The sequence below is a fragment of the Gracilibacillus pellucidus genome (assembly GCF_033949965.1).
Classification (GTDB): Bacteria; Bacillota; Bacilli; order Bacillales; family Amphibacillaceae; genus Gracilibacillus; species Gracilibacillus pellucidus.
The window spans coordinates 138,853-160,099 of record NZ_JAWZSR010000001.1 but is presented as its reverse complement, the minus strand read 5'-3'; the positions used below and the strand labels follow the sequence as shown (position 1 = coordinate 160,099).

Sequence of the window (21,247 nt, the reverse complement as noted above, 5' to 3'; positions counted from 1 at the left end):
GTAATACAACGCTCACGTGATCTCATGATGATCTCGTGAGTGTGAATCTATCTCAGCTGTTTTACGCATCAATCGTAATGCATTAGCCACAACTAATAATGTAGCTCCCATATCAGCAAATATCGCTAACCACAATGTTAACCAGCCAGGGATAACAAGTAGTAAAGCCACTACCTTTAGAGATAATGCTAATATAATATTTTCTTTTATAATACGTAAAGTACGTTTACTTAAGCTAATTGTATCAGCTAATTTCGATACATCATCTCCCATTAAAGCAATGTCAGCTGTTTCTAGGGCAACATCTGTCCCTGCTCCACCCATAGCTATTCCAACATGTGCTTCTGCCAAAGCAGGAGCATCATTGATACCATCACCAACCATTGCTACACGATAACGCTCTTTTACCCTTTTAATATGGGATAATTTCTCTTCTGGAAAAAGCTCAGCTTTTACTTCTGTTATTCCACTCTCTTCCCCAATTTGTTTTGCAACATTTTCTACATCACCTGTCAGCATAACAGTTTTAACGATACCTAATTGATACAGTTTTTGTACATGTTGTTTGATTCCCTTTCTCGGTTGATCTGCCACTTTGATATACCCTAATATCTGTTCATCAGAACCAACATATACGACAGTACCCCCTGATACTATTGGTAAATCATAACCTTCAAATAGTTTCGCATTCCCCACTTTATAGCAGACACCATCAATAAAAGCGACTATCCCTTTTCCCGTATAGGATTGAAATTGTGTTGCTTCTAAGAGTGAGACATCATGTGCTTTCTTCAAAATAGCACGTGCAATTGGATGCTCTGAATAACGTTCTAATGAACCAGCTAGTTGAATCAACTCCTCTTTCGTTCCGTGTATAGCATTCACCTCTACTACAACAGGCTTACCAACCGTTATCGTACCAGTCTTGTCAAAAGCGATCGTATTAATAGTAGCCAGCTGTTCTAGATGGATTCCACCTTTAATCAATACACCATTTCTTGCCGCATTACCAATTGCCGTTACGATAGCCACAGGTGTTGAAATAACTAATGCACAAGGACAACCAACAACGAGTACAGCCAAACCATTATACATCCATGTTTGCCACTCCCCACCTAAAAGTGGCGGTATTACCATCACCATTAATGCGATGAGCATAATAGCTGGCGTATAATATTTTGCAAACCGATCGACAAAAGCTTGCGTTGGTGCTTTTTTGGTTTGGGCCTCTTCCACTAAGTGAATGATTTTAGCTATCGTGGAATCTTCACTTAATTTGGTCACCTCAACTACTAAAGCCCCTTCTTCATTCACCGTTCCGGCATAGACTGTCGATTTAACTTTCTTCTCCACAGGAGCTGATTCGCCAGTAATAGCTGCTTGATTCACGAATGACCGTCCTTCTCGAACAATACCATCCATCGGGATTTTTTCACCAGGCTTCACTATCATCGTATCACCAATACGGACATCCTCTACACTAATCTGGACTAATTGCTTCCCTCTTTTTATCGTTGCATCATTCGGCGCAATTTCCATTAAAGACTTAATTGAGTTCCTAGCTTTATCCATTGAATACCCTTCTAATGCCTCACTTAAAGCAAACAGAAATACAATAACAGCGGCTTCTGCCCATTCACCAATAATCGCCGCACCGATAATAGCAATTGTCATTAGCGTCTTCATATCAAATTGCAGCTTTGCTATATTTTTAATCCCTGCCCTGATTAAGTCGTATCCTCCGACAATAATAGAAAGTAAAAATGCACCAACCGTCGCAACATGATTTTCACCTAATTGGAAGTAAAAACTATAGCCAACAATAATTAGTAATAAAGATGATAAAGTTAGTAGATTTTCTCGCTTTTTATATACAGGAATTCTCGGTGTCCCTTGATTATGTGCATATACTTTAATATGGTCGAATGCACCAGCTTGTTCTAATTGTTCAATCGTTGCATCTCCAAAAATGGTTAATTTAGCTGCAGAAAAATTAACCTCTGCTTCTTGAATACTTTCTATTTGACGAAGGTTTTTCTCAAAATTAGCAGCACAATTCGTACAAGATAATCCTTTTAATCGATAGACTTGTTTATCAGCCAACAACTACACCTTCTTCAGTACTTGCTATCGCAATCGAAACAAGCTGTCGGATGTTGTCATTTTTAAGAGAATAGAAAACTAGTTTTCCTTCTTTACGATAGGATGCCAATCCCATATTACGTAACATTCTTAAATGGTGAGATGCCGTAGCTGTAGAAGTTCCAATAATATTTGCGACATCACAAACACATAATTCTGTTTCTAGTGTTAAAGCATACGTTATCTTTAATCGTGTTGCATCCGCTAAAGCCTTGAAAATCAACTCTACACCAGTTGCTTTTTCCATTTCTGGTCGTAAACGTGTCACAACCTCTTCATTATAGCAATATATATCACAGCTCAAATTAGTCACCTCATTCAAATATTCATTTGATTATTAGTATATTGGATAACTATTTATTTGTCACGTTTTTGGTTTACATTACAGTAATATTTTTCAAAAAAATCTTGCATTTATTCGTTTTATGTTATATGGTTAGTTACATAAGTAATGAACCAACAAGGTGGTGAGCAATCCATTGACAGAAAGACTACAAGAAGATAAACCCATTTTTCAACAAATCGCGGAAATGGTGGAGACCAATATTGTGGAAGGGGAATTAGTTGCCAATGACAAAATCCCTTCTACTAATGAATTCGCAAAACACTATCAAATCAACCCTGCCACCGCTGCAAAGGGAATTAATTTATTAGTTGACCAAGAGATCATTTTTAAAAAGCGAGGGATCGGTATGTTTGTTTCAGAAAATGCTAAAGAAATCGTTCTTCATAAAAGAAAGGAGCGATTTTATGATCAATATGTAAAACCTATGCTGCAAGAAGCATCTCGAATTGAATTAACGACAGAACAACTAACAGAATGGATAAAGGAGGATTATCAAAATGGAAATTAAAACGACAAACTTACAAAAAGCATATCGAAAAAACTATGCGATTCAAGATTTTACCCTTGATCTAGAAGGGGAAAAAATCATTGGATTATTAGGAAAAAACGGTGCAGGCAAAACAACTTTCATGCGCATGCTTGCTGGTCATTTCCAGCCTACTAATGGCCAATTAACTATTAATGGTCAAACACCTTTTAATCATTATGATGTTACCAAAAATATTTGTCTCGTAATGGAAAGCAACAATTTTAATAATAAATTTAGAGTGAAGGACATCTTAGAAATATCCGCAAAATTTTATCCTAATTGGGATCATGAATACGCAGAAAGGCTAAGGCAAGTCTTTCGTTTAAAAGAAAAGCAAAAGATCAAAACATTGTCAAAAGGAATGTATTCTGCTCTTGGCATTATTGTTGGATTAAGTAGTCATGCACCGATTACTATTTTTGACGAACCATATATTGGGCTTGATGCATCATTTCGCTCTACCTTTTACGACTTGCTATTAGAGTCTTATCAAAAAAATCCTAGATTAATTATTCTTTCTACTCACCTAATTGACGAAGTGAGTAATTTATTTGAAGAAGTCGTTATTATGCAAGAGGGAAAATTATTATTACATGATACAGTGGATCATTTAGCTAGCAAGCATCTCGTGTTATCTGGTAATAAGGAAAAAATCGATCAGCTTACGAACGGCCTTGATATTTTGCATCAATCGTCAATGTTAGGTCAGAAAACGGTTGTTCTTTACGATGAGTTAGTAGAAGAAACTGATGGGGTAGACGTGAGCAAAAGTACGCTTCAAGAATTATTTGTTTATTTAACAAAAGAAGAGGTGAATACACATGCTTGAACAAACTAAGTTACATTTATATTATTATTGGAAAACATCTTGGACAACTATTTTGACATTTTGGGGTATTTATATATTTTTTATAGCATTAATGTTTATCGCTGCATTCTATGGTAGCAATGGGAGTATTATGATGACAGGAGTTAATATCGCACCAGGTCTAATATTTTCTCTCTTTTTTGGTATTTTTAGTTTTAAAGACACTTTTCCATATGTCATCGAACTTGGTCTAGATCGTTATAGTTTTATCCTTTCTTCCTTTATTTCGATTATTCTATATACAGTAGCGATGACATCTATAAGTCAAATAGTACTACATACAGTAGATTATTTGATTAATCTGTTTTCTCTTGAAAATTTTGAGTTTTCTGGATTAGAAATTGCGACAACAGATGCTACTAGTACAAGTTCAATTGTTTTGTACGAAGGCTTACTTTATCTCTTATTTTTCAGTTTTTCTATTTTGCTAGGCTCTGTGTTCTTTCGTTTCGGCTTAAAAATTGGCTTTACCGTGATTGCCATCTTCCCGATTATGATGATCATTCAGCCTATTGCACACAAAGTGCTTGACGCCCTTAAATATATTGCAATCGGGCATGAATTATATACGCCATTCGCCTTTTTCGTTCCATATGGCGTCATTGCTATCCTACTATATGTCATCGTCTATAATGCTAGTGCTGTTGGTAATAATTAACCGAAGAAAATCTGTTCACCGTTTTCGTTGTGAACAGATTTTTCTCTACATACTCCCTTTTGCACTATAGGCAGATAGGTGGTCTTTTTGATTAAAATGTTTGATTTGCCACGTTTCATCGACCAACTGCACATGACTAATGCTACCATTAGCAAGTCGACTTACTTTCTTACCTGTACCGGTACTAATCTCTCCATCCGTTAGGTGCGTAAATATCGCATTGATCACAGCACCATGTGCGACAACTAAAACCTTTTTACCTTTATGTATATGATCAATTTTAGCCATACCTTGCATAATCCGCTCTGTTAGTGCTTCGATGCTTTCCTGATGTGGGTAGATGCCATCTGGAAATACTTCCATTCTTTCCTCCACTGTCATTCCTTCTGCATCACCAAAACTTCTTTCTCTGAAATCATCCATTTCTGTTATCGGAAGATCTAGATATTTGTTAATAATGGATGCCGTTTCTTTAGCACGCTTTAATGGGCTTGATATTAATACATCCCAGTGAAAGTCTTGTAAATACAGGCCACATTCATTTGCTTGTGAGCGACCAGTATTATTAAGTGGAATATCTGTCTGTCCTTGAATCTTTCCTAAAGCATTCCAGTCTGTTTCTCCATGTCGTACAAACCAAATCGACGTCATTGCTACCTCTCCTCTATTCAGTTTTTTTATCCATTCCTACTTCTTGATAAAACATATCGAGAAATTGTTCCATAAATTGATGTCTTTCTACAGCTAATTGATAACCTGCATTCGTATTCATTAAATCTTTTAATTTTAGTAATTTTTCATAGAAATGGTGAATCGCACTTGAACTTCCAGTACGGTATTCTTCTTTCGTCATCTGTTCTCGTACATCTAAGGTAGGGTCATAGATTGGCCTGCCTTTCTTACCTGAATAGACAAAGCATCTAGCAATCCCGATTGCTCCAATGGCATCCAATCTATCAGCATCCTGTACGACTTGTCCTTCCATTGTTTGTAATGCTATGCCATTGCCACCTTTAAATGACATATTTTGGATAATCGTTACAATATGTTCGCTATCATCTGCCGACACTTCATGTTGTTCCAACCATTCCTTAATAGCTAGTAACCCTTGTTCTTCGCTTTCTACCACTTTATCATCTGCTAAATCGTGAAGCAATGCTGCTAGTGTGACGATAAAAAGATTGGCATTTTCTTTTTCAGCAAGCTGTTTCGCTGTATTTGTTACACGTTCGATATGATACCAATCATGGCCAGATCCTTCTCCTAACAATTGGTCTCTGACCATTTCTTCTGTTTTTCGAATAATTGTTTGTTGGTCCATTTCCTTCCCTCCTTTTTTATATAGAAAAACCACAACAATCAAATCATGCTGTGGTTTAGTGAGACCATAGTGGTTACTTAAGTCCCGGGAATCCTTGTTGTTTTAATACATCATAAACGATAATCGCTGCTGTGTTTGACAAATTCAAGGAACGAACTTTATCCGTCATGTGAATGCGTAAGCAACGATCTTCTTTACCTTTTAGTAATTCTTTTGGAATACCATTTGTTTCACGTCCAAATACGAAGAATAAATCTTTATCACTATCACTAAAATCAAAATCAGAATAGTATTTCGTACCGAAGTTCTCTATATAATAAAATTCTCCATTAGCATATTTCTCATACAATTCATCAATCGAATCGTAATAACTAATGGTTACATCATGCCAATAATCTAATCCTGAGCGACGTAACATTTTATCATCTGTTGAAAAACCAAGCGGTCGAATTAAGTGTAAATGAACATCTGTTGCTAAACACGTTCTTGCTATATTCCCTGTATTTGCAGGTATTTCTGGTTGAAATAATACGACATGGACTGCCACTGAAATTCACCTCTAATATTGCTTATTAACTTTGATATTATATCACAATCTTTTATAAGGCGCTAACTGTTGAGGTGACGACTCGATTTTCTAGCGGATTAGGCGCATTACTATCAACTTTTTATTTTTACTATCAACTTCAGCCTCTTTTCTATCAACTTACCCAATATGAAAAAAGCGATATTGACAATTTGGTGTCCATGCTGCGGAGTCTTCATATGTCCAATATCTATGGCGGCTATTATTCGTATGAGCATTCACTAACGGCATATGCTGACTATCTTTTGCAACAACAATTGTCGTATGATCCCATCTACCATCACCTTGAAAGTCATAGCAAATTACATCTCCAGGTGATAATTTTTCTGGATCACTTACTTCTGTTCCTTTCAGCCCTGATGTTGCGCCACTCAAATACCACCTAAAGGAATTAGCCACTGACCAACTAAAACTCCAATTATCACGTTGGTACCACCATCCTTTTGACCGATTAGGCGCACCATGCATTGGAGCTCCACCCGCTCTCAAGCATTGTGAAATATAATTTGTACAGTCATTATCCGCAAAATACTGATACGCTGGATTCGCATCATTCCACCAGCGTTCTGCATATTGAACCGCCACTCGTCTGTCATAATCAAACCGACTATCATTCACATCCACTTCTATTTGTTCAGGAATTTCTCGGATTGGCAAAGCGACCTCTTTATCGAAGGTTACCACATCATTTTCTACTTCAGCTACTCGATGCTCCATCACTTCCTCATGATAAAAGTACTCCCCATCCTCAATGAATAGTTTCACATGTAACAGATACGGGAATTCAGCGTGATGCTCATCATCTATTCTCATTTCAAGTTTTTTGCCGTGTATATGAATTCTTTTAATCTTCTTACCACATTTATGATGCAACTGTTGTTTTTTCCTCAACTTCTGCTTCCAATGCTCCTGCCAATAAGCTTTCAGCACATTCCATTCAGCCATTCAATCCCCTCCTTATTTTATTTATATTCACTCATATTGCATTTAGTCGCATAATGAAGTAATATATAGTTAACATATGTAACTTATAAATTACGTAAAGGAGGCATTATGAAAAACAGAATAAAAATTACACGAATTATGTTAAATATGAATCAAAAGGAATTGGCGAAACAAGTCGGTGTTACAAGACAAACAATTGGGTTAATTGAAAAAGGAGAATATAACCCTACTTTAAAATTGTGTATGGCTATTGCCAAAGCGTTAGACAAGACGCTAGATGAACTATTTTGGGAGGTAGATGATGAATGAAAACATGGATATCATTTTTATTACCTGATGATGAATATAAAGAAAAAAAGTTGCTACACTTTTACGCAGAAGGCGCCATTCTACTGATTATTTTTTTATTGACTACCATAATAGGAGCTAACTTCTTCTCGTTTGATTATCAATTTACTACTATTATTGCTATATGGTTATTTGGTATCTATGTCTTCATTCGATACTCTTTAGCAGGAATCGAGTTTACAGATATTGATACAAAACAAGCATATAAGAAACAATTAAAAGTACTTACTATCAAATCAATAGGTTTTTCCATTATATTTCTTGTACTCTATTGTTTTATCATTCAATTCCCTACAAAGCTTTCCGATTTATATAGCATATTAGGACTCACGTTATTAGCTTCTATTCTATTGTTCACGATTGAATTTATTTCACTAACAGCTTCCTATCGCAAAAACAAAAAATTAACCGATTAAGTTTACAAGATGATGTCTCTATTTTAAAAAAATTGCATTATTTTTACTGTATATTAACTAGATTACTATTTCATTAAATATCGCTTTTTTATGCTTATTCTGTTTCTTTTTTGGATATATGTATGGTGTAAGACAAAAAGGAGGAATTAAAAATGAAGAAAAAAATCTTAGCATTGTTAGGAATGTCTGTATTAACAGTAGGAGCTTTAACTGCTTGTGGAACAGACGAGGACCCTGCTCCTGGAGATGATGCACCGTTAGAAGAACAACCTCCAATTGAAGAAGAACCAACAACAGGTGATGACCCTGCAGTAGAAGATGAAACGCCAATGGATGAAGATGTTCCAGCAGATGAAGAAAACACAGACGAAAATCAATAAAGCGAGACTACTATCAGCAGGGGTTATACCCCTGCTGTTTTTTTTATGTTCGGTCAGTGGAGAACCCTATCTCCTTACGAATGTTAACTCTATGTAAACTATATTAAAAAACGTTAATAATTGGTATTTTTAGTTGAAATTATCAATAGCTATTTTTAGAATAGTTTTAGAAGGAGGGATACTAGATGAAAAAGAAATGGCTTTCATTATTAGCAGTTACTTTTTTAGCATTTGGAGCACTTACTGCTTGCGCTAACGAAGAAGATGGTAACGACTCCGAAGATCAAACAGAAGAAACGACTGAAACAAATGAAGAAGATGCAGCAGAATAAAGTTAATAGATGCGGAAGCGTTATGCTTCCGCATTCTCAAGTGCAAGCAAATATTCTTTCTTATCAAGACCACCACCATAACCTACTAACTTACCATTCTTACCTATTATTCTATGGCAAGGAATAATAATAGATATGGGGTTTTTATTATTCGCACCGCCAACAGCTCGAACTGCTTTTGGTGCATCAATTGATTGAGCTATATCTAAATAAGAACATGTTGTACCATAGCTTACTTCCGCTAATGCTTGCCATACTTTTCGTTGAAATGTTGTACCATAAAAAGTATATTCTATCGAAAAAGTTTTGCGATCGTTATTAAAATACTCCTCTAATTGTTGGACCACTTTAGCTAAGACTTGTTTTGATTCGAGCAAAACGGTAGGTAGGTTATATTTGCCTGCCCATGTAATGAGTTCTTTCTCATTATCTTCAAAAGTACCAAATTGAAGGGAGACAAGCTTTTGTTGATAACTTACAAGTAATAAACTGCCAATCGGTGATTCATATTGGTAATAATAAAGAGCTTCCACTATTTACACCTCCGATTTTTGTTCAAACTGCAAACCTTTTTCCATCTCCTTTATCACTTCCGTGTCTGCTTCATTCTGCATCGCTTCTTTTATTGCTCGGAATCCGTGGTCTTCGCCAATTTTCCCAAGAGCCCATGCAGCAGTTCCGCGGATCACTGGACGTGGATCTTCTTTCATTAACGCGATGAGCTGATCAACTGCTGACGTTTCCTTATAATGAGCTAATGCAAGAATCGCATTACGTTGAAGTGGTTTTTTCCCTCTCCAAGAACCAGCCATTTTACCAAATTTTTCTTTGAATTCACGATTAGATATATCAAGTAAATCTACAAGTCGTGGTTTCACTAAATCTGGATCGGGCTCAAATTCTTCATGATTGTGAAAATCAACTCCCCTATTATATGGACAGACAACTTGACATGTTTCATAACCATAAATGAAATTACCTAATTTATCTCGATGCTCATCAGGCATATACCCTTTTGTTTGGGTCAAAAATGCTAAACATTGCTGCGCATTCAATCTACCAGCTTCTACAAGTGCCCCTGTTGGGCATGCGTCAATACACTTTGTACACGTTCCACAACCATCACCTAATGGCTCATCAGGAGTAAAAGGTATATTAGTAATTATCTCACCTAAATAGGTGTACGTACCATATTCAGGTGAAATAATAAACGTATTTTTCCCACTAAAACCAATCCCTGCTCGCTCTGCCACTGCTCTATCCGATAATTCTCCTGTATCAACCATTGAACGAGATTCAAAGCCAGGTACTCTTTCTGCTAAAAAAGTTACAAGTTTGTCTAATTTTTCTTTTAGAACAATATGATAATCTGTTCCCCATGAAGCTCTGGCGAACATACCACGACGATCACCTTTAACACTTTTTCGGTCATTTTTTATTTTCGTTGGGTATGCTAAAGCAATAGCAATGATTGATTCTGCGCCAGGCATTAATCGTTTAGGCTCCGTTCTTTCGGCGATTGTTCCTTTTTCAAAGCCTGAGGCATACCCTAATGCCTGTTGTTCTTCTAAGCGTGCTTTTAACTCCGAAAAAGTGTCTGCACTTGTAAAGCCAATTTGATCAATGCCAATTTCTTTACTATATGCGATTAATTCTTCCTTTAATTGTTGATAGGCCATATTATTCACTACCTTGTCCATTAACTTTTGCTGTTCGCATTCGATTCAAGCAAGCTGCTATTTCATATCGTCGCGGCCTTGCTAAGTCACCTGGATGTTGCTTCGGAAACTTAGCGAACACACTCAAACCATTCTGGTCTACAATGTCTTCGATTTCATCTAATAATGTGACTAATGATTTTCCTTGTTTTAATGCCCCTTCTGCTTCCATATAGCGAAGTAGCTCAGCTATAGCTCTTGTTTGAGAAGAGTCCACTAACTGTTCCACATCCTGAAGTTGGATAGTTGATCTTCCCATCAAAATGGTGTCTAGACTTTTAGCCTGTACTTTTTTCTTCTGGCCTTTTTGAAGTTGAAGTGTTGATGGTAAGAAAACACGTTCATTTATTTTGTCTGTTAGTTGTTCTATTGTAGCCTGACGTGATGCAGGATATTGCTTCATGATTTCACGTGCTTTGTTCGTTACATTAAATGGTTCGTATTGATCCATCATGATCACTTCATCTGCTACATCAAAATAATCACCAGATCCGCCCATTACTAATATTGTAGAAACTTGTAAATCATCTCGTAATTGTTTAATTTTATCAATAAATGGTGTAATAGGTTCTTTATTTTGATGCACAAGTGCTTGCATACGCGCATCACGAATCATGAAATTCGTCGCACTCGTATCTTCATCGATTAACAATGTTGTCGCACCGGCTTCAATTGCTTCAATAACATTTGCAGCTTGTGATGTACTACCACTTGCATTCTCCGTTGTAAAATGAGTCGTTGATTGGCCGTGTGGTAAATCATTAATAAACGCAGAAATATTGACAGACGTTACTTGTCTACCATCTTCTGCTCTAATTTTCACCGCATCAGAATCTGTTAAAACATATTCACGACCATCTCCACGGATATGTGGATAGACTCCATTCTCCAAAGCTTGTAACACCGTACTCTTACCGTGATAACCGCCACCGACAATTAAGCTAATGCCTTTTTTAAGCGACATTCCTGTTAATGGTTGATTTCTGTGTGGAATATCCACTTCCACACGATTTTCTTCAGGACTTTTAAAAGATACGGCATCTTTTAATGGCTTACTCGTTACACCGCTCTCCCTAGGCAAAATCGCACCATCAGCAATAAATGCAATCCAGTTATGTTCTTTCATTTTTTTGCGAATAGCGACATGCTGGTCTGCCAATCGAGCTGATTCTTCTAGTTCTTGATCTGTTAGACTAAATATTGAGTGGCGTAGAACGGATGGCAAAATGGTGAAGAATAATTTTTCCGCTTCTTTACCATTAATACGCCGACCATTTGCAGGTAAGCCAACAGATAAACAAATAATCGTCTTATCTTGTTTAACTTGTACTGCGGTCCGTTCTAAAATTTCTTGACCAGGTTGATCAATGTGAACTAAGCCACTTTTTCCAGAACCACGTGATTGCTTTGTTTCTTGTTGTATCGCTTTCGCTACGGATCTAGTAATATGGTCCGCTACATATACCGTTCTTTCTTTTGACTGTTTCCATTCCTCTTTTAACGGACGATAGGCTTGAGGAATAATGATCCTAATTTTTGATGGTGATGCAAATGGATCCCCTTGTACATAATCAACTGCCAATTCATAACGATGAAAAGAATAACGTCCTTGAATGGATTTATATCCTTTATATCCTTTTCCGTCTATTGTTTTTAAGAGTTGTTGTAATTTTTTCATATTAATAACCCCTCGTATTTGTTCTCATTCATTTTCTACAATACAAGTTGTAAATGATAGGATGCAAGTATATTCTTTCGCTTTTTGCGAACCATTATAACTTTTGGATAGACTAAAAAAACGTAATGCTTCATTTTAAAACGAAACACTACGTTCAAACCTATGTATGGAGCGGGTGAAGGGAATCGAACCCTCAACATCAGCTTGGAAGGCTGGGGTTTTACCATTAAACTACACCCGCATAAATAACTACTTATAAATTTTCCTTTAAAATTACGCAAAACATGTTCCTGCATCTGCTAGTTTTTCAAAGATGAATATGCTTCGGAACAACTCGAAGTTTATTCGGTAGAAGTTTCGCTCGTGGCTGGGGTTTTGCCATTAAACTACACCCGCATCTTTTATATTAAAAATATATTAAAATTCGTTAACAATTCCTTAACGAAACCACGTTGATTATTATAACAAGCTATTTATATAAATGCAACATTTTTTCGAAAAAAGTTTAAAATTGTCGCTAAAAGGATACATTATAAGTACTAACATACAAGGAGCTGATACGATGATTTGGACGATTATTGGTATTTTATTATTAGCATGGCTGTTAGGTTTCCTTTTCAAAATAGCTGGTGGTCTTATTCATATTTTACTCGTAATAGCAGGGATTGTGTTCATCATTAAACTTATCAGAAAGTAAAAGCAGGGAGAATCCCTGCTTTTACTTAAATAAAGAGTAGTAAACTTAACGCCATCACCGCCATTCCAGTAATTAATCCATAAATCGGTGTATGTGTTTCATCATATTTTCTTGCTGCTGGTAATAACTCGTCTAACGAGATGAAAACCATTATGCCAGCAACCGCACCAAAAATAATCCCGAAAGTCACCTCAGATAAAAAGGGCATTAAAAATAAAAAAGCTATAATGGCACCAACAGGCTCCGCCAACCCTGACAAAAAGGACAACTTAAAAGCTTTCTTTTTATCTCCTGTCGCAAAATAAATCGGTACAGATACCGCAATCCCTTCAGGAATATTGTGAATAGCAACAGCTATTGCAATCACAACACCTAAAGCAGGGTCTTGTAATGCCGCTGTAAAGGTAGCGATTCCTTCTGGAAAATTATGAATCGTAATAGCTACCGCCGTAAACATACCCATTTTCAACAACTCATCATCTGTCTTCGTTTTCTTCTTCATATCTTCTACTTTTTTTAATTCATGTGGATTTCCTTGTTTAGGAATAAATTTATCAATTAACGCTATTAAAAGTATGCCACCAAAGAAACTAAGAACGGTTAACCAACTGCCATTCCTCTCACCAAGTTCAGCCACTAATGATTCTTGTGCTTTTACAAAAATATCTACCATCGACACATAAATCATTACCCCCGCCGAAAAACCTAATGCCCATGATAAAAATTTCGTATTTGTTCTAGATGTAAAAAACGCTAGTAAACTACCTACACCTGTTGCTAAACCTGCTAGTAACGTTAAGCTAAACGCCCAAATCACCTCTTCAAATCCCATTAAGCGCACACCTCTCTGTTATTAACTAACATGATTATGTATATGCCCATTAATGAAAAAGTTACCACTACAAAAAAAGATAATTAGTACTTCATTTTGTACTAATTATCCTTAATATACTTTACTCTGCTTTATCTCGAAAAGAGTACCAATCTGCTATCCGATCAACATCCTCTTGCCTTAACTCTCTTACAATAAAATGACGCCCCATAAATTTACTTAATATTGAAGCATCTAATGTCGCTAATTTTTGCTTACGATGTAATAGGTGTTGCTTCTTTTGAAGAGATTGTATTCTATTTTGTGGGACAATTGCTGTATCTTTCGTCAACATGCGACTCTGAATGATTATCTCTCTACCATTGATAAGATAACCTGTTGTTTTAAATTGAATATAGGCATAAACTACAAAAAGTAATATCGCGAGTGCCGGTATCCAAACAAACTTTGTTAGTGTGAAAGCAAAGACAATTGTTACAATTGTAGGTAAAATGATCGATCTTACTATATAATACGGAAGTGCTCTTGTCGGTAATTTAACTAATCCCTCCGTAGTATAGTGATACTCTGGTAAAATTTCTTGCAAAAATTTAGTTATATGCTTTTTACGCATTAATGGAAAAATCAAGGTATGTGTATCTTGCGTCTGCCCGATATCGCCACTTGCAATCTCAACATATAATGAAGCAAGTCCTAATGGTTGGCGTACGATCGATTCTTTCATGCCAACTGCTTGGATCTTTTTCAACGGAATAGTTGATTGTTTCTTCTCTAACAGACCTCTTGTAATAAATAATTCTTTATCATATCTCGTAATTGTAAAATTCCAATGTTGAATGACTGTTTGCAAAATCCCTATTAACCATACGATCAACAACGTGATAACACCATATATAACCAACAGTTGTGCCGCCTGTGAAATCAACCACTCTGTTGCTTGTGTATAATAACGATCAGGTATAAAGCTTTCAATAGAAGAAAAGAATACACCGAATAAACCTAAAATAATACCGAAACTTCCTGATGTAGATCCTGCTGCCACCAATGTTTGCAATGTAATTTTTTTGCTCGGGTATTTTTTCTTCGGTTTAGCCTCTACTTCTTCAGTAATTTCGCCAGATTCTTCTTTGATTTCATCCATCTCTACTCGTTTTTTGTATTTCAATTGATCATGAATCATTTTTCCATCAGCCATTGTTACAGCTGATAAAGCGGCATCTATATCATTGTCATTGCCTGCTGTATCAATCTGAACCTTTGTCAAACCAAACATTCTGTGGACGATGTTTTGTGATAAATCAATCGACTGAATTCTATGTTTCGAAATGGTTCGTTTCTTTCGAATAAAAATACCTTTTTCAATTCTAATCTGATCTTCTTCTAATTGATAAGTAAATCGCCACCATGATAATACACCACTCACTATAATCAAACCTAAAAACACAGCAGCTCCAATACCAAGGATAAGCCACTCACTATTTGCTAAAGCGATAGCGACAACTGGCAGAAAACCAAGAATAGAATGTCGGATAGCTAGTAAGATATCAAGTATCATGCCAGCAGGATGCAAACGCTTCGGTTCAGACATCATCTTGCTCCACCCTCGCTAATTCAGAGATTTGATCGCGCAAGGCTGCTGCTTCCTCTTCTAGTAAAGCTGGAATCTCATGTTTCGTTGCAGCAGTTGAAATCTGTAATGTTGCGAGTCCATACCTTTTTAAAATCGGACCTTGTTGTGTATCAACATGTTGCACTCGAATCATTGGAACTAAGGTTCTTGTTACAATTAAAATACCATTCTGTATGTATATTTCTTGATCATAAACTTGATATCTCCAGCGTCTCCACCTTATTTTTGGTATGATAAATGCACTAACAATCCAAATTAAAATGGATAATCCAGCAAAAATACTTGCCGCCCAATATGGTACAAAATCAAGAAAATAGACAGCGACAAACGCACCAATAGTTAGTAATAATAAAATAATAGCTACAAGATGCGCGGAAATTTTCCACGCCTTCATGGCATCTAACGCGATTCTTTCACTCGGTTGTTCTCTCATTTTCTTCCCCCCTCTATACATACTACGAAATAAATAAGGAAATAGTTTCACAATTTCCCAAAACTATTTCCTTACTATAACATGAAACTAATACTTGCTAATCATTTATGTAATGTTTGATTCGCTATCCGATGAATCATGACGGCATTATATGCTCCACCAAATCCATTATCTATATTCACAACACTTATACCTGATGCACAAGAATTCAGCATCGTTAATAGTGCAGAAATTCCTTGAAAATTAGCACCATAGCCTACACTTGTTGGCACAGCGATAATAGGATGTGAAACAAGTCCACCAACTACGCTTGGCAATGCTCCTTCCATCCCTGCTACTACAACAGAAGAAGTTGCTTCCCTAATTTCATCAATATGTGCGAAAAGTCGGTGGATACCTGCTACACCTATATCATAAAAACGTCTTACCTCTACACCATACGCTTCGGCTGTTTTAGCAGCTTCCTCTGCAACAGGTAAATCAGAAGTTCCCGCACATAAAATGGCAATATAGCCTTTAGTTAACGACATCTCATCACTATTTTTCATACATAACGTTCTGCTTGTATGATCATACTGAAAATCTGGTAATTGTTTGACAATTTCTTTCGCTTTCAAATCAGAAACCCTCGTTACTAAAATATTGTCTTTTTTCATCATCATTGCCCGGGAAATATCGATTATTTGCGAGGCTTCTTTTCCTTCACCGAAAATTACCTCAGGAAAACCTTGTCGTTTTTTTCGATGATGATCTACCTTGGCAAAACCTAAATTTTCAAATGTTGCTAGTTTTTCTTTCGCCTCAGCTGGTGATAACTCACCATTAGCTACTTTCTGTAACATTTCTTCAAGCATCTGATCACTTCCATATAATCTGACATATTTATCCTTATCTTAAAAATACTTCTCTACATCTTTTGCTAGTTGTTGGTATTTCTTGAATATTTTTTTATATTCTTCATGACGGTCCATATTGGGTTGAATGACTTTGTTGATCGGAATATTTTTTTTAATTTGTTCGAATGATTCTACTTGTTCAATTGCGACAAGTGCTGTCCAACCAGCTCCCCACGCGGCACTATGATGTGTATCTGCAAGCTGAATTTCTTTACCAAATACATCTGCTAATATTCGCACCCAAAGTGTAGATTTAGAGAGTCCACCATTAACTGAAATAGTTGTTGGCGCACCAGCAATCGCTTCTAGTGATTGAGCAATTTGATACAAATTAAAGACAATCCCTTCTAATACAGCTCGGACTAATTGTGGACGGCGGTGAGTAACACTTAATCCGTAAAAATTACCTCGTGCTTCTTGGTTCCACACAGGTGCACGCTCACCATTAACATATGGTACAAATAGCAACCCTTCTGCCCCAGGCTCTACATGTTCTGCACCGGCTAAAAATTGTTCATGACTTCCATCGTACTCCATTACATCTTTTAACCACTGTAATGCAATTCCACCATTATTCGTCGGACCACCAATAATCGATGTATCTGCTGTAAATGCATAACTAAATGTCTCGCCATTATCATTTACATGCTGACCTGAAATTAATTGCCGGATTGCCCCACTTGTCCCAACTGTTACTGCCACTTCTCCTGGCTCAATAGCACCGTTACCAAGGTTTGCTAATTGTCCATCTGCAGCACCAATGACTAGTGGTACTCCGTCCGGCCAACCTAGCTCTTCGCTTATTACTGGATTCAGTCCATCCACGATTGTTGTTGGCGCAACAATCTCTGCAAGTTGTTGACGTGTGATACCTGCATGTGCAAGCACCTCATCATCCCAGTCTAATGATTTTATATTCATCAACCCTGTAGCTGATGCCATCGAATAATCAACGACTCGCTTACCAAACCATTTGAACAAAAAGTATTCTTTCAACGACATAAAATAAGCTGCTTCTTGATAAGGCTGATAGTCACTTTCCTTCATCCACATTAATTTTAACAATGGTGACATCGGATGAATAGGTGTACCTGTTTTTCGATAAATGGTTTGCTTTAACTCTGCATCAAGATTTGCAACTAATTCACTACTTCTTCCATCCGACCAAATCGACATATTAGACAATGGAGTCCCTACTTGGTCGACACAAATTAAAGAGTGCATTGCACAAGAAACGCCAACAGCTAACACCTTATCATTACTTGTTTGCGCAAAAAGATTTGCTAATACAATACGAGTACTTTTATCAATTTCATCAGGCTTTTGTTCGACAAAACTTTCTGCAGGATAATATGTTTCGATTAACTGCTCTGCCTCATACAGAACCTTTCCTTGCAAGTTAAATGCAACAGCCTTTACACTTGTAGTCCCAAAATCTAGACCGATAACTACTTTTTCCATAGTAACCTCCTTATTAGTAAAAGCTTTGGAAAATTCCAAAGCTTTTACCTCACCTTATGATAAAGCACGGTTCATACTACCACTTTCATAACCTACTAAATCCATTGTAACAAATTTATATCCATAGCTTTGTAATTTCTCTGTTATACGACCATGATTAGCTAATACCCTCTGCATATCTTGTTCTTCTACTTCAATTCTAGCAATATCACCATGGGTACGAACTCTTACTTGACGTAGACCAATTGTTTTCAAAAAAGCTTCTGCTCTATCCACTTTCGTAAGCTTTTCCTTCGTAATGGTTTCACCATAGGCAATTCTTGAAGATAAACAAGCAAATGATGGTTTATTCCAAGTTGGTAAGCCAGCTTGCTTAGACAATTCTCTTATTTCTTCTTTATATAATTCTGCTTCTTGTAGAGGACCACGCACGCCTTTTTCCTTTGCAGCTTTCATTCCAGGGCGAAATTCATTAGCATCATCAGCTATAACACCATAGACAACATTTTGAAAACCTTTCTCCTCCATAATCGGCCTAATATGACTAAACAAGCTATGTTTACAAAAATAACAACGATTTGCTGTATTTTCTGTATACCCCGGAATCGCTAGTTCACTAGTTTCAATCACTTGATGTCTAGCACCAATATGAGTTGCTAATTGCTTCGCTTCTTCTAATTCACGTGTCGGATAGGTTTCTGAATCTGCTGTTACGGCAAGCACATTATCGACACCAAGTGTGTCTACAGCTACTTTCAATAAAAATGTACTATCCACACCTCCAGAGAACGCTACAACTACCTGCCCCATATCTTGAAGAATAGACGCTAGTTTTTGTTGTTTTTGTTCGATCATGATTGCTCTCTCCTTTTATGGTTTTGACTATCATTTCATACACCTTAAATCGTCATACTGCCAAAACCACCGTCAACTCGTAACAATTCTCCTGTAACAAATCCACTTGCTTTATCTGAAGCAAGATAAACAGTAGCCCCTTTTAATTCTTCTGGATCACCAAATCGTTTCATCGGAGTATGATTCATAATTGAATTCACTCTATCTTCACTCAAAATTTTACGGTTTTGTTCAGCTGGGAAGAAACCAGGAATAATACCATTAACACGAATATTATGTGGCGCAAACTCACGCGCTAAATATTGCGTTACACTATTAATCGCTGCTTTCGATGCAGAATAAGTAAACACTTTAGAAAGTGGTGTTGTTGAAGAAACAGACGAAATATTAATAATACTTCCCGAACGTTGTTGCTCTACCATTTTTTTCGCGAAAATTTGCGTAGCAAACACAATACCTTTTAAGTTAACATCCATAATTCGATCCCATTCTTCTGTAGAAAGTTCTAAGTATGGTGTTGTACTATTCATACCTGGTGCATTTAATAAAATGTCCCATCCACCTGACCAAGCTTCAATTTCTTTTGCTACATTTTCCACCGTGGATACATCGCTTACATCTGCTTGAAAAGCTTTTGCTTCACCACCTGCTGCTTGAATTTCTTTTACTGTCGCGTCTATCGTATCAACATTACGTCCGACAATTGCCACTTTTGCACCATGTTCTGCTAACCCTTTTGCCATAGCACCACCTAACGTACTATTTCCCCCAAGCGCTACTGCTACTTTACCTGTTAGATCAAATAATTTACTCATTTCTATTTCCTCTCCTTCGTTTATTTATTGTAAATTTCCGTGCTGATCAAATGTCCAATTGTATAAACCAGATATTTTTTCGATATTTTCATGCTTTGCAACATCTTCTAACATATTCTCCGATACTTCTATCTCACCGACTTCTAACGTGTTTTTAATGCGGACTACTCTTGCCTTACTAAAATCTAAAATATTACACGTTTTAATCGCCGCTTGAATAGCAGTTTGATCATTTGGCATCGCTGTAGAAATGTGTGTTGGTCCAACTACGGTTGACGTTAATCCGTTTGCATATGTAACCTCACGATTCATCTTATCAACAAGCTTTTGAGTGGTGAAATCCGCTGTACCTACACCATTTGCATTGCCTTCTGTCTCTTCTGTTAAATCTAAAACAACCATTTTAGATACTTCGGGTCCACCATATGCATAAGGGGTTGGATAGCGCCCTGTAATATTCGGGTCCATTCCATCACCACTAATGTTTTTACCGATTTCATCGATAATTAATACATCAATTTGGTCAAAATACAGCTTCGGCAACGATTTTTTTGCAAGTTTTTGCAATTCTGGTTCACGTTCTTCGATTTCTTCTGGTAATAACACTTCTAATTTCGCTACCTTATCAAAAGCATTTTCTACTGTTGCGACACCGAACATAATTGGTGTCTTATCAATAATAACTTTAGCCATTGCCGGTACATGTTCTGCCATATGTTTAAAACCTAATTGATGACAAGCTTCTGCACCTTTTTGTTTACCTAAACCAATACTAATCATTTTCATAATTCCGCTTTCTACCGGACCGCGAAAGGCAGTATGTGGTTTGACACGATTGATTACAACAATACCGTCAGCTTCTGAAGCAAGCTTATCAACGTAAATGGGCAAGCCATTTTGTAGCTCATCAATTTTGACTACTTCCATAGATGAACGAATTTGCGCACCTACCACTTCTTCTTTTATCCCTAAATGCTCTAAAACAGCTTTTTGACCGGGACCTGTAGCACCCCCATGACTTCCCATACACGGCACAATAAATGGTGTAGCACCATGCTCTTTCAAGAAATCAATTGTCACTTTGGTTGTTTCTACTAGGCGGTCAAGACCGCGACTACCTACTGCTACAGCAACTTCCATACCTGGTTTGATCTGATTGATAACTTCTTTTCGATTTAATTCTTCCTCCAATACTTCACCTAACTCTTCTATATAACGATCATCAAATGACTGTTTCACTTTCATCATTTTTGGAACAGGAATATGTTGAACTAATTCATGTAAAATCCCCATATAAATCACTCCTCACTTTTATGATAACGCTTAACATAAGTATATAATTAAGTATAGCACTGATTAGT

At 36.7% G+C, this 21,247-nt stretch carries 25 protein-coding genes and 1 tRNA gene; 8 read left to right on the top strand and 18 right to left on the bottom strand.

Annotated elements, in window-relative coordinates; genetic code table 11:
• Positions 1-12 precede the first annotated feature (12 nt).
• Both SH601_RS00755 and SH601_RS00750 read right to left on the bottom strand, forming a co-directional pair.
• Complete coding sequence (locus tag SH601_RS00755) at positions 13-2,106, bottom strand: heavy metal translocating P-type ATPase (protein WP_413775083.1); 2,094 nt, start codon at positions 2,104-2,106, stop codon at positions 13-15.
• Entirely contained in the window at positions 2,096-2,446 is a 351-nt protein-coding gene (locus tag SH601_RS00750) for an ArsR/SmtB family transcription factor (RefSeq protein ID WP_319956303.1), read from the bottom strand. Before SH601_RS00750 ends, SH601_RS00755 begins: the two co-directional genes overlap by 11 nt.
• 175 nt (positions 2,447-2,621) lie before the next feature.
• On the opposite strand from SH601_RS00750, the gene SH601_RS00745 reads away from it, so the two are divergent.
• The 3 genes from SH601_RS00745 to SH601_RS00735 are packed head-to-tail and all read left to right on the top strand — an operon-like array spanning position 2,622 to position 4,543.
• Positions 2,622-2,996 carry a GntR family transcriptional regulator gene (locus tag SH601_RS00745; RefSeq protein ID WP_319956302.1) on the top strand — a complete coding sequence of 125 codons (375 nt, stop codon included), beginning with the start codon at positions 2,622-2,624 and terminating at the stop codon, positions 2,994-2,996.
• Complete coding sequence (locus SH601_RS00740) at positions 2,986-3,846, top strand: ABC transporter ATP-binding protein (protein WP_319956301.1); 861 nt, start codon at positions 2,986-2,988, stop codon at positions 3,844-3,846. The genes SH601_RS00745 and SH601_RS00740 overlap by 11 nt, the downstream gene beginning before the upstream one ends.
• Complete coding sequence (locus SH601_RS00735; protein WP_319956299.1) at positions 3,839-4,543, top strand: hypothetical protein; 705 nt, start codon at positions 3,839-3,841, stop codon at positions 4,541-4,543. Before SH601_RS00740 ends, SH601_RS00735 begins: the two co-directional genes overlap by 8 nt.
• Positions 4,544-4,588: 45 nt before the next feature.
• Here SH601_RS00735 and SH601_RS00730 read toward each other — a convergent pair whose 3' ends face one another.
• The 4 genes from SH601_RS00730 to SH601_RS00715 all read right to left on the bottom strand — a co-directional run bounded on the left by SH601_RS00730 (position 4,589) and on the right by SH601_RS00715 (position 7,395).
• Positions 4,589-5,194: a histidine phosphatase family protein gene (locus tag SH601_RS00730; RefSeq protein WP_319956298.1), complete on the bottom strand. Its 606-nt coding sequence runs from the start codon at positions 5,192-5,194 to the stop codon at positions 4,589-4,591.
• Between the two features lie 13 nt (positions 5,195-5,207).
• A complete protein-coding gene (locus SH601_RS00725; RefSeq protein WP_319956297.1) occupies positions 5,208-5,864 on the bottom strand; it encodes an HD domain-containing protein in 657 nt (218 codons plus the stop codon).
• Positions 5,865-5,937: 73 nt separating this feature from the next.
• Positions 5,938-6,411, bottom strand: coding sequence for a tRNA (uridine(34)/cytosine(34)/5-carboxymethylaminomethyluridine(34)-2'-O)-methyltransferase TrmL (gene trmL, locus SH601_RS00720; protein ID WP_319956296.1), 474 nt, complete (start codon positions 6,409-6,411; stop codon positions 5,938-5,940).
• A 159-nt stretch (positions 6,412-6,570) separates the two neighbouring features.
• Positions 6,571-7,395, bottom strand: a complete 825-nt coding sequence (locus SH601_RS00715) for an amidase domain-containing protein (protein WP_319956295.1) — start codon at positions 7,393-7,395, stop codon at positions 6,571-6,573.
• A 108-nt stretch (positions 7,396-7,503) separates the two neighbouring features.
• On the opposite strand from SH601_RS00715, the gene SH601_RS00710 reads away from it, so the two are divergent.
• The 4 genes from SH601_RS00710 (at position 7,504) to SH601_RS00695 (ending at position 8,871) form a co-directional block, all read left to right on the top strand.
• On the top strand, positions 7,504-7,704 hold the full coding sequence (locus SH601_RS00710) for a helix-turn-helix transcriptional regulator (RefSeq protein WP_319956294.1): 201 nt from the start codon (positions 7,504-7,506) through the stop codon (positions 7,702-7,704).
• Complete coding sequence (locus SH601_RS00705) at positions 7,701-8,159, top strand: hypothetical protein (protein ID WP_319956293.1); 459 nt, start codon at positions 7,701-7,703, stop codon at positions 8,157-8,159. Before SH601_RS00710 ends, SH601_RS00705 begins: the two co-directional genes overlap by 4 nt.
• A gap of 152 nt (positions 8,160-8,311) precedes the next feature.
• Positions 8,312-8,539, top strand: a complete 228-nt coding sequence (locus tag SH601_RS00700) for a hypothetical protein (protein WP_319956292.1) — start codon at positions 8,312-8,314, stop codon at positions 8,537-8,539.
• Between the two features lie 185 nt (positions 8,540-8,724).
• Positions 8,725-8,871, top strand: coding sequence for a hypothetical protein (locus tag SH601_RS00695; RefSeq protein ID WP_319956291.1), 147 nt, complete (start codon positions 8,725-8,727; stop codon positions 8,869-8,871).
• 20 nt (positions 8,872-8,891) lie between these two features.
• Here the strand turns inward: SH601_RS00695 and SH601_RS00690 are convergent, their stop codons facing one another.
• The 4 genes from SH601_RS00690 to SH601_RS00675 all read right to left on the bottom strand — a co-directional run bounded on the left by SH601_RS00690 (position 8,892) and on the right by SH601_RS00675 (position 12,508).
• Positions 8,892-9,404 (bottom strand): methylated-DNA--[protein]-cysteine S-methyltransferase, encoded by a 513-nt coding sequence (locus tag SH601_RS00690; protein ID WP_319956290.1) that lies wholly within the window; start codon positions 9,402-9,404, stop codon positions 8,892-8,894.
• A 3-nt stretch (positions 9,405-9,407) separates the two neighbouring features.
• On the bottom strand, positions 9,408-10,550 hold the full coding sequence (gene queG, locus SH601_RS00685; RefSeq protein WP_319956289.1) for a tRNA epoxyqueuosine(34) reductase QueG: 1,143 nt from the start codon (positions 10,548-10,550) through the stop codon (positions 9,408-9,410).
• A 1-nt stretch (position 10,551) separates the two neighbouring features.
• Positions 10,552-12,267: an ABC-ATPase domain-containing protein gene (locus tag SH601_RS00680; RefSeq protein WP_319956288.1), complete on the bottom strand. Its 1,716-nt coding sequence runs from the start codon at positions 12,265-12,267 to the stop codon at positions 10,552-10,554.
• 167 nt (positions 12,268-12,434) lie between these two features.
• Positions 12,435-12,508, bottom strand: a tRNA-Gly gene (locus tag SH601_RS00675).
• 321 nt (positions 12,509-12,829) lie between these two features.
• Here SH601_RS00675 and SH601_RS00670 point away from each other — a divergent pair.
• Positions 12,830-12,964 (top strand): lmo0937 family membrane protein, encoded by a 135-nt coding sequence (locus SH601_RS00670; RefSeq protein WP_319956287.1) that lies wholly within the window; start codon positions 12,830-12,832, stop codon positions 12,962-12,964.
• Positions 12,965-12,989: 25 nt separating this feature from the next.
• Here the strand turns inward: SH601_RS00670 and zupT are convergent, their stop codons facing one another.
• The 8 genes from zupT to SH601_RS00630 form a co-directional block, all read right to left on the bottom strand.
• A complete protein-coding gene (zupT, locus tag SH601_RS00665; protein ID WP_319956286.1) occupies positions 12,990-13,796 on the bottom strand; it encodes a zinc transporter ZupT in 807 nt (268 codons plus the stop codon).
• 121 nt (positions 13,797-13,917) lie between these two features.
• On the bottom strand, positions 13,918-15,384 hold the full coding sequence (locus SH601_RS00660) for a PH domain-containing protein (RefSeq protein ID WP_319956285.1): 1,467 nt from the start codon (positions 15,382-15,384) through the stop codon (positions 13,918-13,920).
• Complete coding sequence (locus tag SH601_RS00655) at positions 15,377-15,859, bottom strand: PH domain-containing protein (RefSeq protein WP_319956284.1); 483 nt, start codon at positions 15,857-15,859, stop codon at positions 15,377-15,379. Before SH601_RS00655 ends, SH601_RS00660 begins: the two co-directional genes overlap by 8 nt.
• 101 nt (positions 15,860-15,960) lie before the next feature.
• On the bottom strand, positions 15,961-16,713 hold the full coding sequence (gene larB, locus SH601_RS00650; RefSeq protein WP_319956283.1) for a nickel pincer cofactor biosynthesis protein LarB: 753 nt from the start codon (positions 16,711-16,713) through the stop codon (positions 15,961-15,963).
• A 39-nt stretch (positions 16,714-16,752) separates the two neighbouring features.
• Positions 16,753-18,216 carry a gluconokinase gene (locus SH601_RS00645; protein ID WP_319956282.1) on the bottom strand — a complete coding sequence of 488 codons (1,464 nt, stop codon included), beginning with the start codon at positions 18,214-18,216 and terminating at the stop codon, positions 16,753-16,755.
• A 54-nt stretch (positions 18,217-18,270) separates the two neighbouring features.
• A complete protein-coding gene (gene larE / locus SH601_RS00640; RefSeq protein WP_319956281.1) occupies positions 18,271-19,071 on the bottom strand; it encodes an ATP-dependent sacrificial sulfur transferase LarE in 801 nt (266 codons plus the stop codon).
• Between the two features lie 44 nt (positions 19,072-19,115).
• Positions 19,116-19,886, bottom strand: a complete 771-nt coding sequence (locus SH601_RS00635; protein ID WP_319956280.1) for an SDR family oxidoreductase — start codon at positions 19,884-19,886, stop codon at positions 19,116-19,118.
• Between the two features lie 24 nt (positions 19,887-19,910).
• Entirely contained in the window at positions 19,911-21,179 is a 1,269-nt protein-coding gene (locus tag SH601_RS00630; RefSeq protein ID WP_319956279.1) for a nickel pincer cofactor-dependent isomerase, group 22, read from the bottom strand.
• Positions 21,180-21,247 lie beyond the last annotated feature (68 nt).

Excerpts from the sequence above, each read along its gene's own strand:
- SH601_RS00740 (WP_319956301.1), top strand. The coding sequence starts at position 2,986 with ATGGAAATTAAAACGACAAACTTACAAAAAGCATATCGAAAAAACTAT.
- SH601_RS00735 (WP_319956299.1), top strand. The coding sequence starts at position 3,839 with ATGCTTGAACAAACTAAGTTACATTTATATTATTATTGGAAAACATCT.
- SH601_RS00730 (WP_319956298.1), bottom strand. The coding sequence starts at position 5,194 with ATGACGTCGATTTGGTTTGTACGACATGGAGAAACAGACTGGAATGCT.
- SH601_RS00725 (WP_319956297.1), bottom strand. The coding sequence starts at position 5,864 with ATGGACCAACAAACAATTATTCGAAAAACAGAAGAAATGGTCAGAGAC.
- SH601_RS00715 (WP_319956295.1), bottom strand. The coding sequence starts at position 7,395 with ATGGCTGAATGGAATGTGCTGAAAGCTTATTGGCAGGAGCATTGGAAG.
- SH601_RS00710 (WP_319956294.1), top strand. The coding sequence starts at position 7,504 with ATGAAAAACAGAATAAAAATTACACGAATTATGTTAAATATGAATCAA.
- SH601_RS00705 (WP_319956293.1), top strand. The coding sequence starts at position 7,701 with ATGAAAACATGGATATCATTTTTATTACCTGATGATGAATATAAAGAA.
- SH601_RS00700 (WP_319956292.1), top strand. The coding sequence starts at position 8,312 with ATGAAGAAAAAAATCTTAGCATTGTTAGGAATGTCTGTATTAACAGTA.
- SH601_RS00695 (WP_319956291.1), top strand. The coding sequence starts at position 8,725 with ATGAAAAAGAAATGGCTTTCATTATTAGCAGTTACTTTTTTAGCATTT.
- queG (WP_319956289.1), bottom strand. The coding sequence starts at position 10,550 with ATGGCCTATCAACAATTAAAGGAAGAATTAATCGCATATAGTAAAGAA.
- SH601_RS00680 (WP_319956288.1), bottom strand. The coding sequence starts at position 12,267 with ATGAAAAAATTACAACAACTCTTAAAAACAATAGACGGAAAAGGATAT.
- SH601_RS00670 (WP_319956287.1), top strand. The coding sequence starts at position 12,830 with ATGATTTGGACGATTATTGGTATTTTATTATTAGCATGGCTGTTAGGT.
- zupT (WP_319956286.1), bottom strand. The coding sequence starts at position 13,796 with ATGGGATTTGAAGAGGTGATTTGGGCGTTTAGCTTAACGTTACTAGCA.
- SH601_RS00660 (WP_319956285.1), bottom strand. The coding sequence starts at position 15,384 with ATGTCTGAACCGAAGCGTTTGCATCCTGCTGGCATGATACTTGATATC.
- SH601_RS00655 (WP_319956284.1), bottom strand. The coding sequence starts at position 15,859 with ATGAGAGAACAACCGAGTGAAAGAATCGCGTTAGATGCCATGAAGGCG.
- larB (WP_319956283.1), bottom strand. The coding sequence starts at position 16,713 with ATGCTTGAAGAAATGTTACAGAAAGTAGCTAATGGTGAGTTATCACCA.
- SH601_RS00645 (WP_319956282.1), bottom strand. The coding sequence starts at position 18,216 with ATGGAAAAAGTAGTTATCGGTCTAGATTTTGGGACTACAAGTGTAAAG.
- larE (WP_319956281.1), bottom strand. The coding sequence starts at position 19,071 with ATGATCGAACAAAAACAACAAAAACTAGCGTCTATTCTTCAAGATATG.
- SH601_RS00635 (WP_319956280.1), bottom strand. The coding sequence starts at position 19,886 with ATGAGTAAATTATTTGATCTAACAGGTAAAGTAGCAGTAGCGCTTGGG.
- SH601_RS00630 (WP_319956279.1), bottom strand. The coding sequence starts at position 21,179 with ATGGGGATTTTACATGAATTAGTTCAACATATTCCTGTTCCAAAAATG.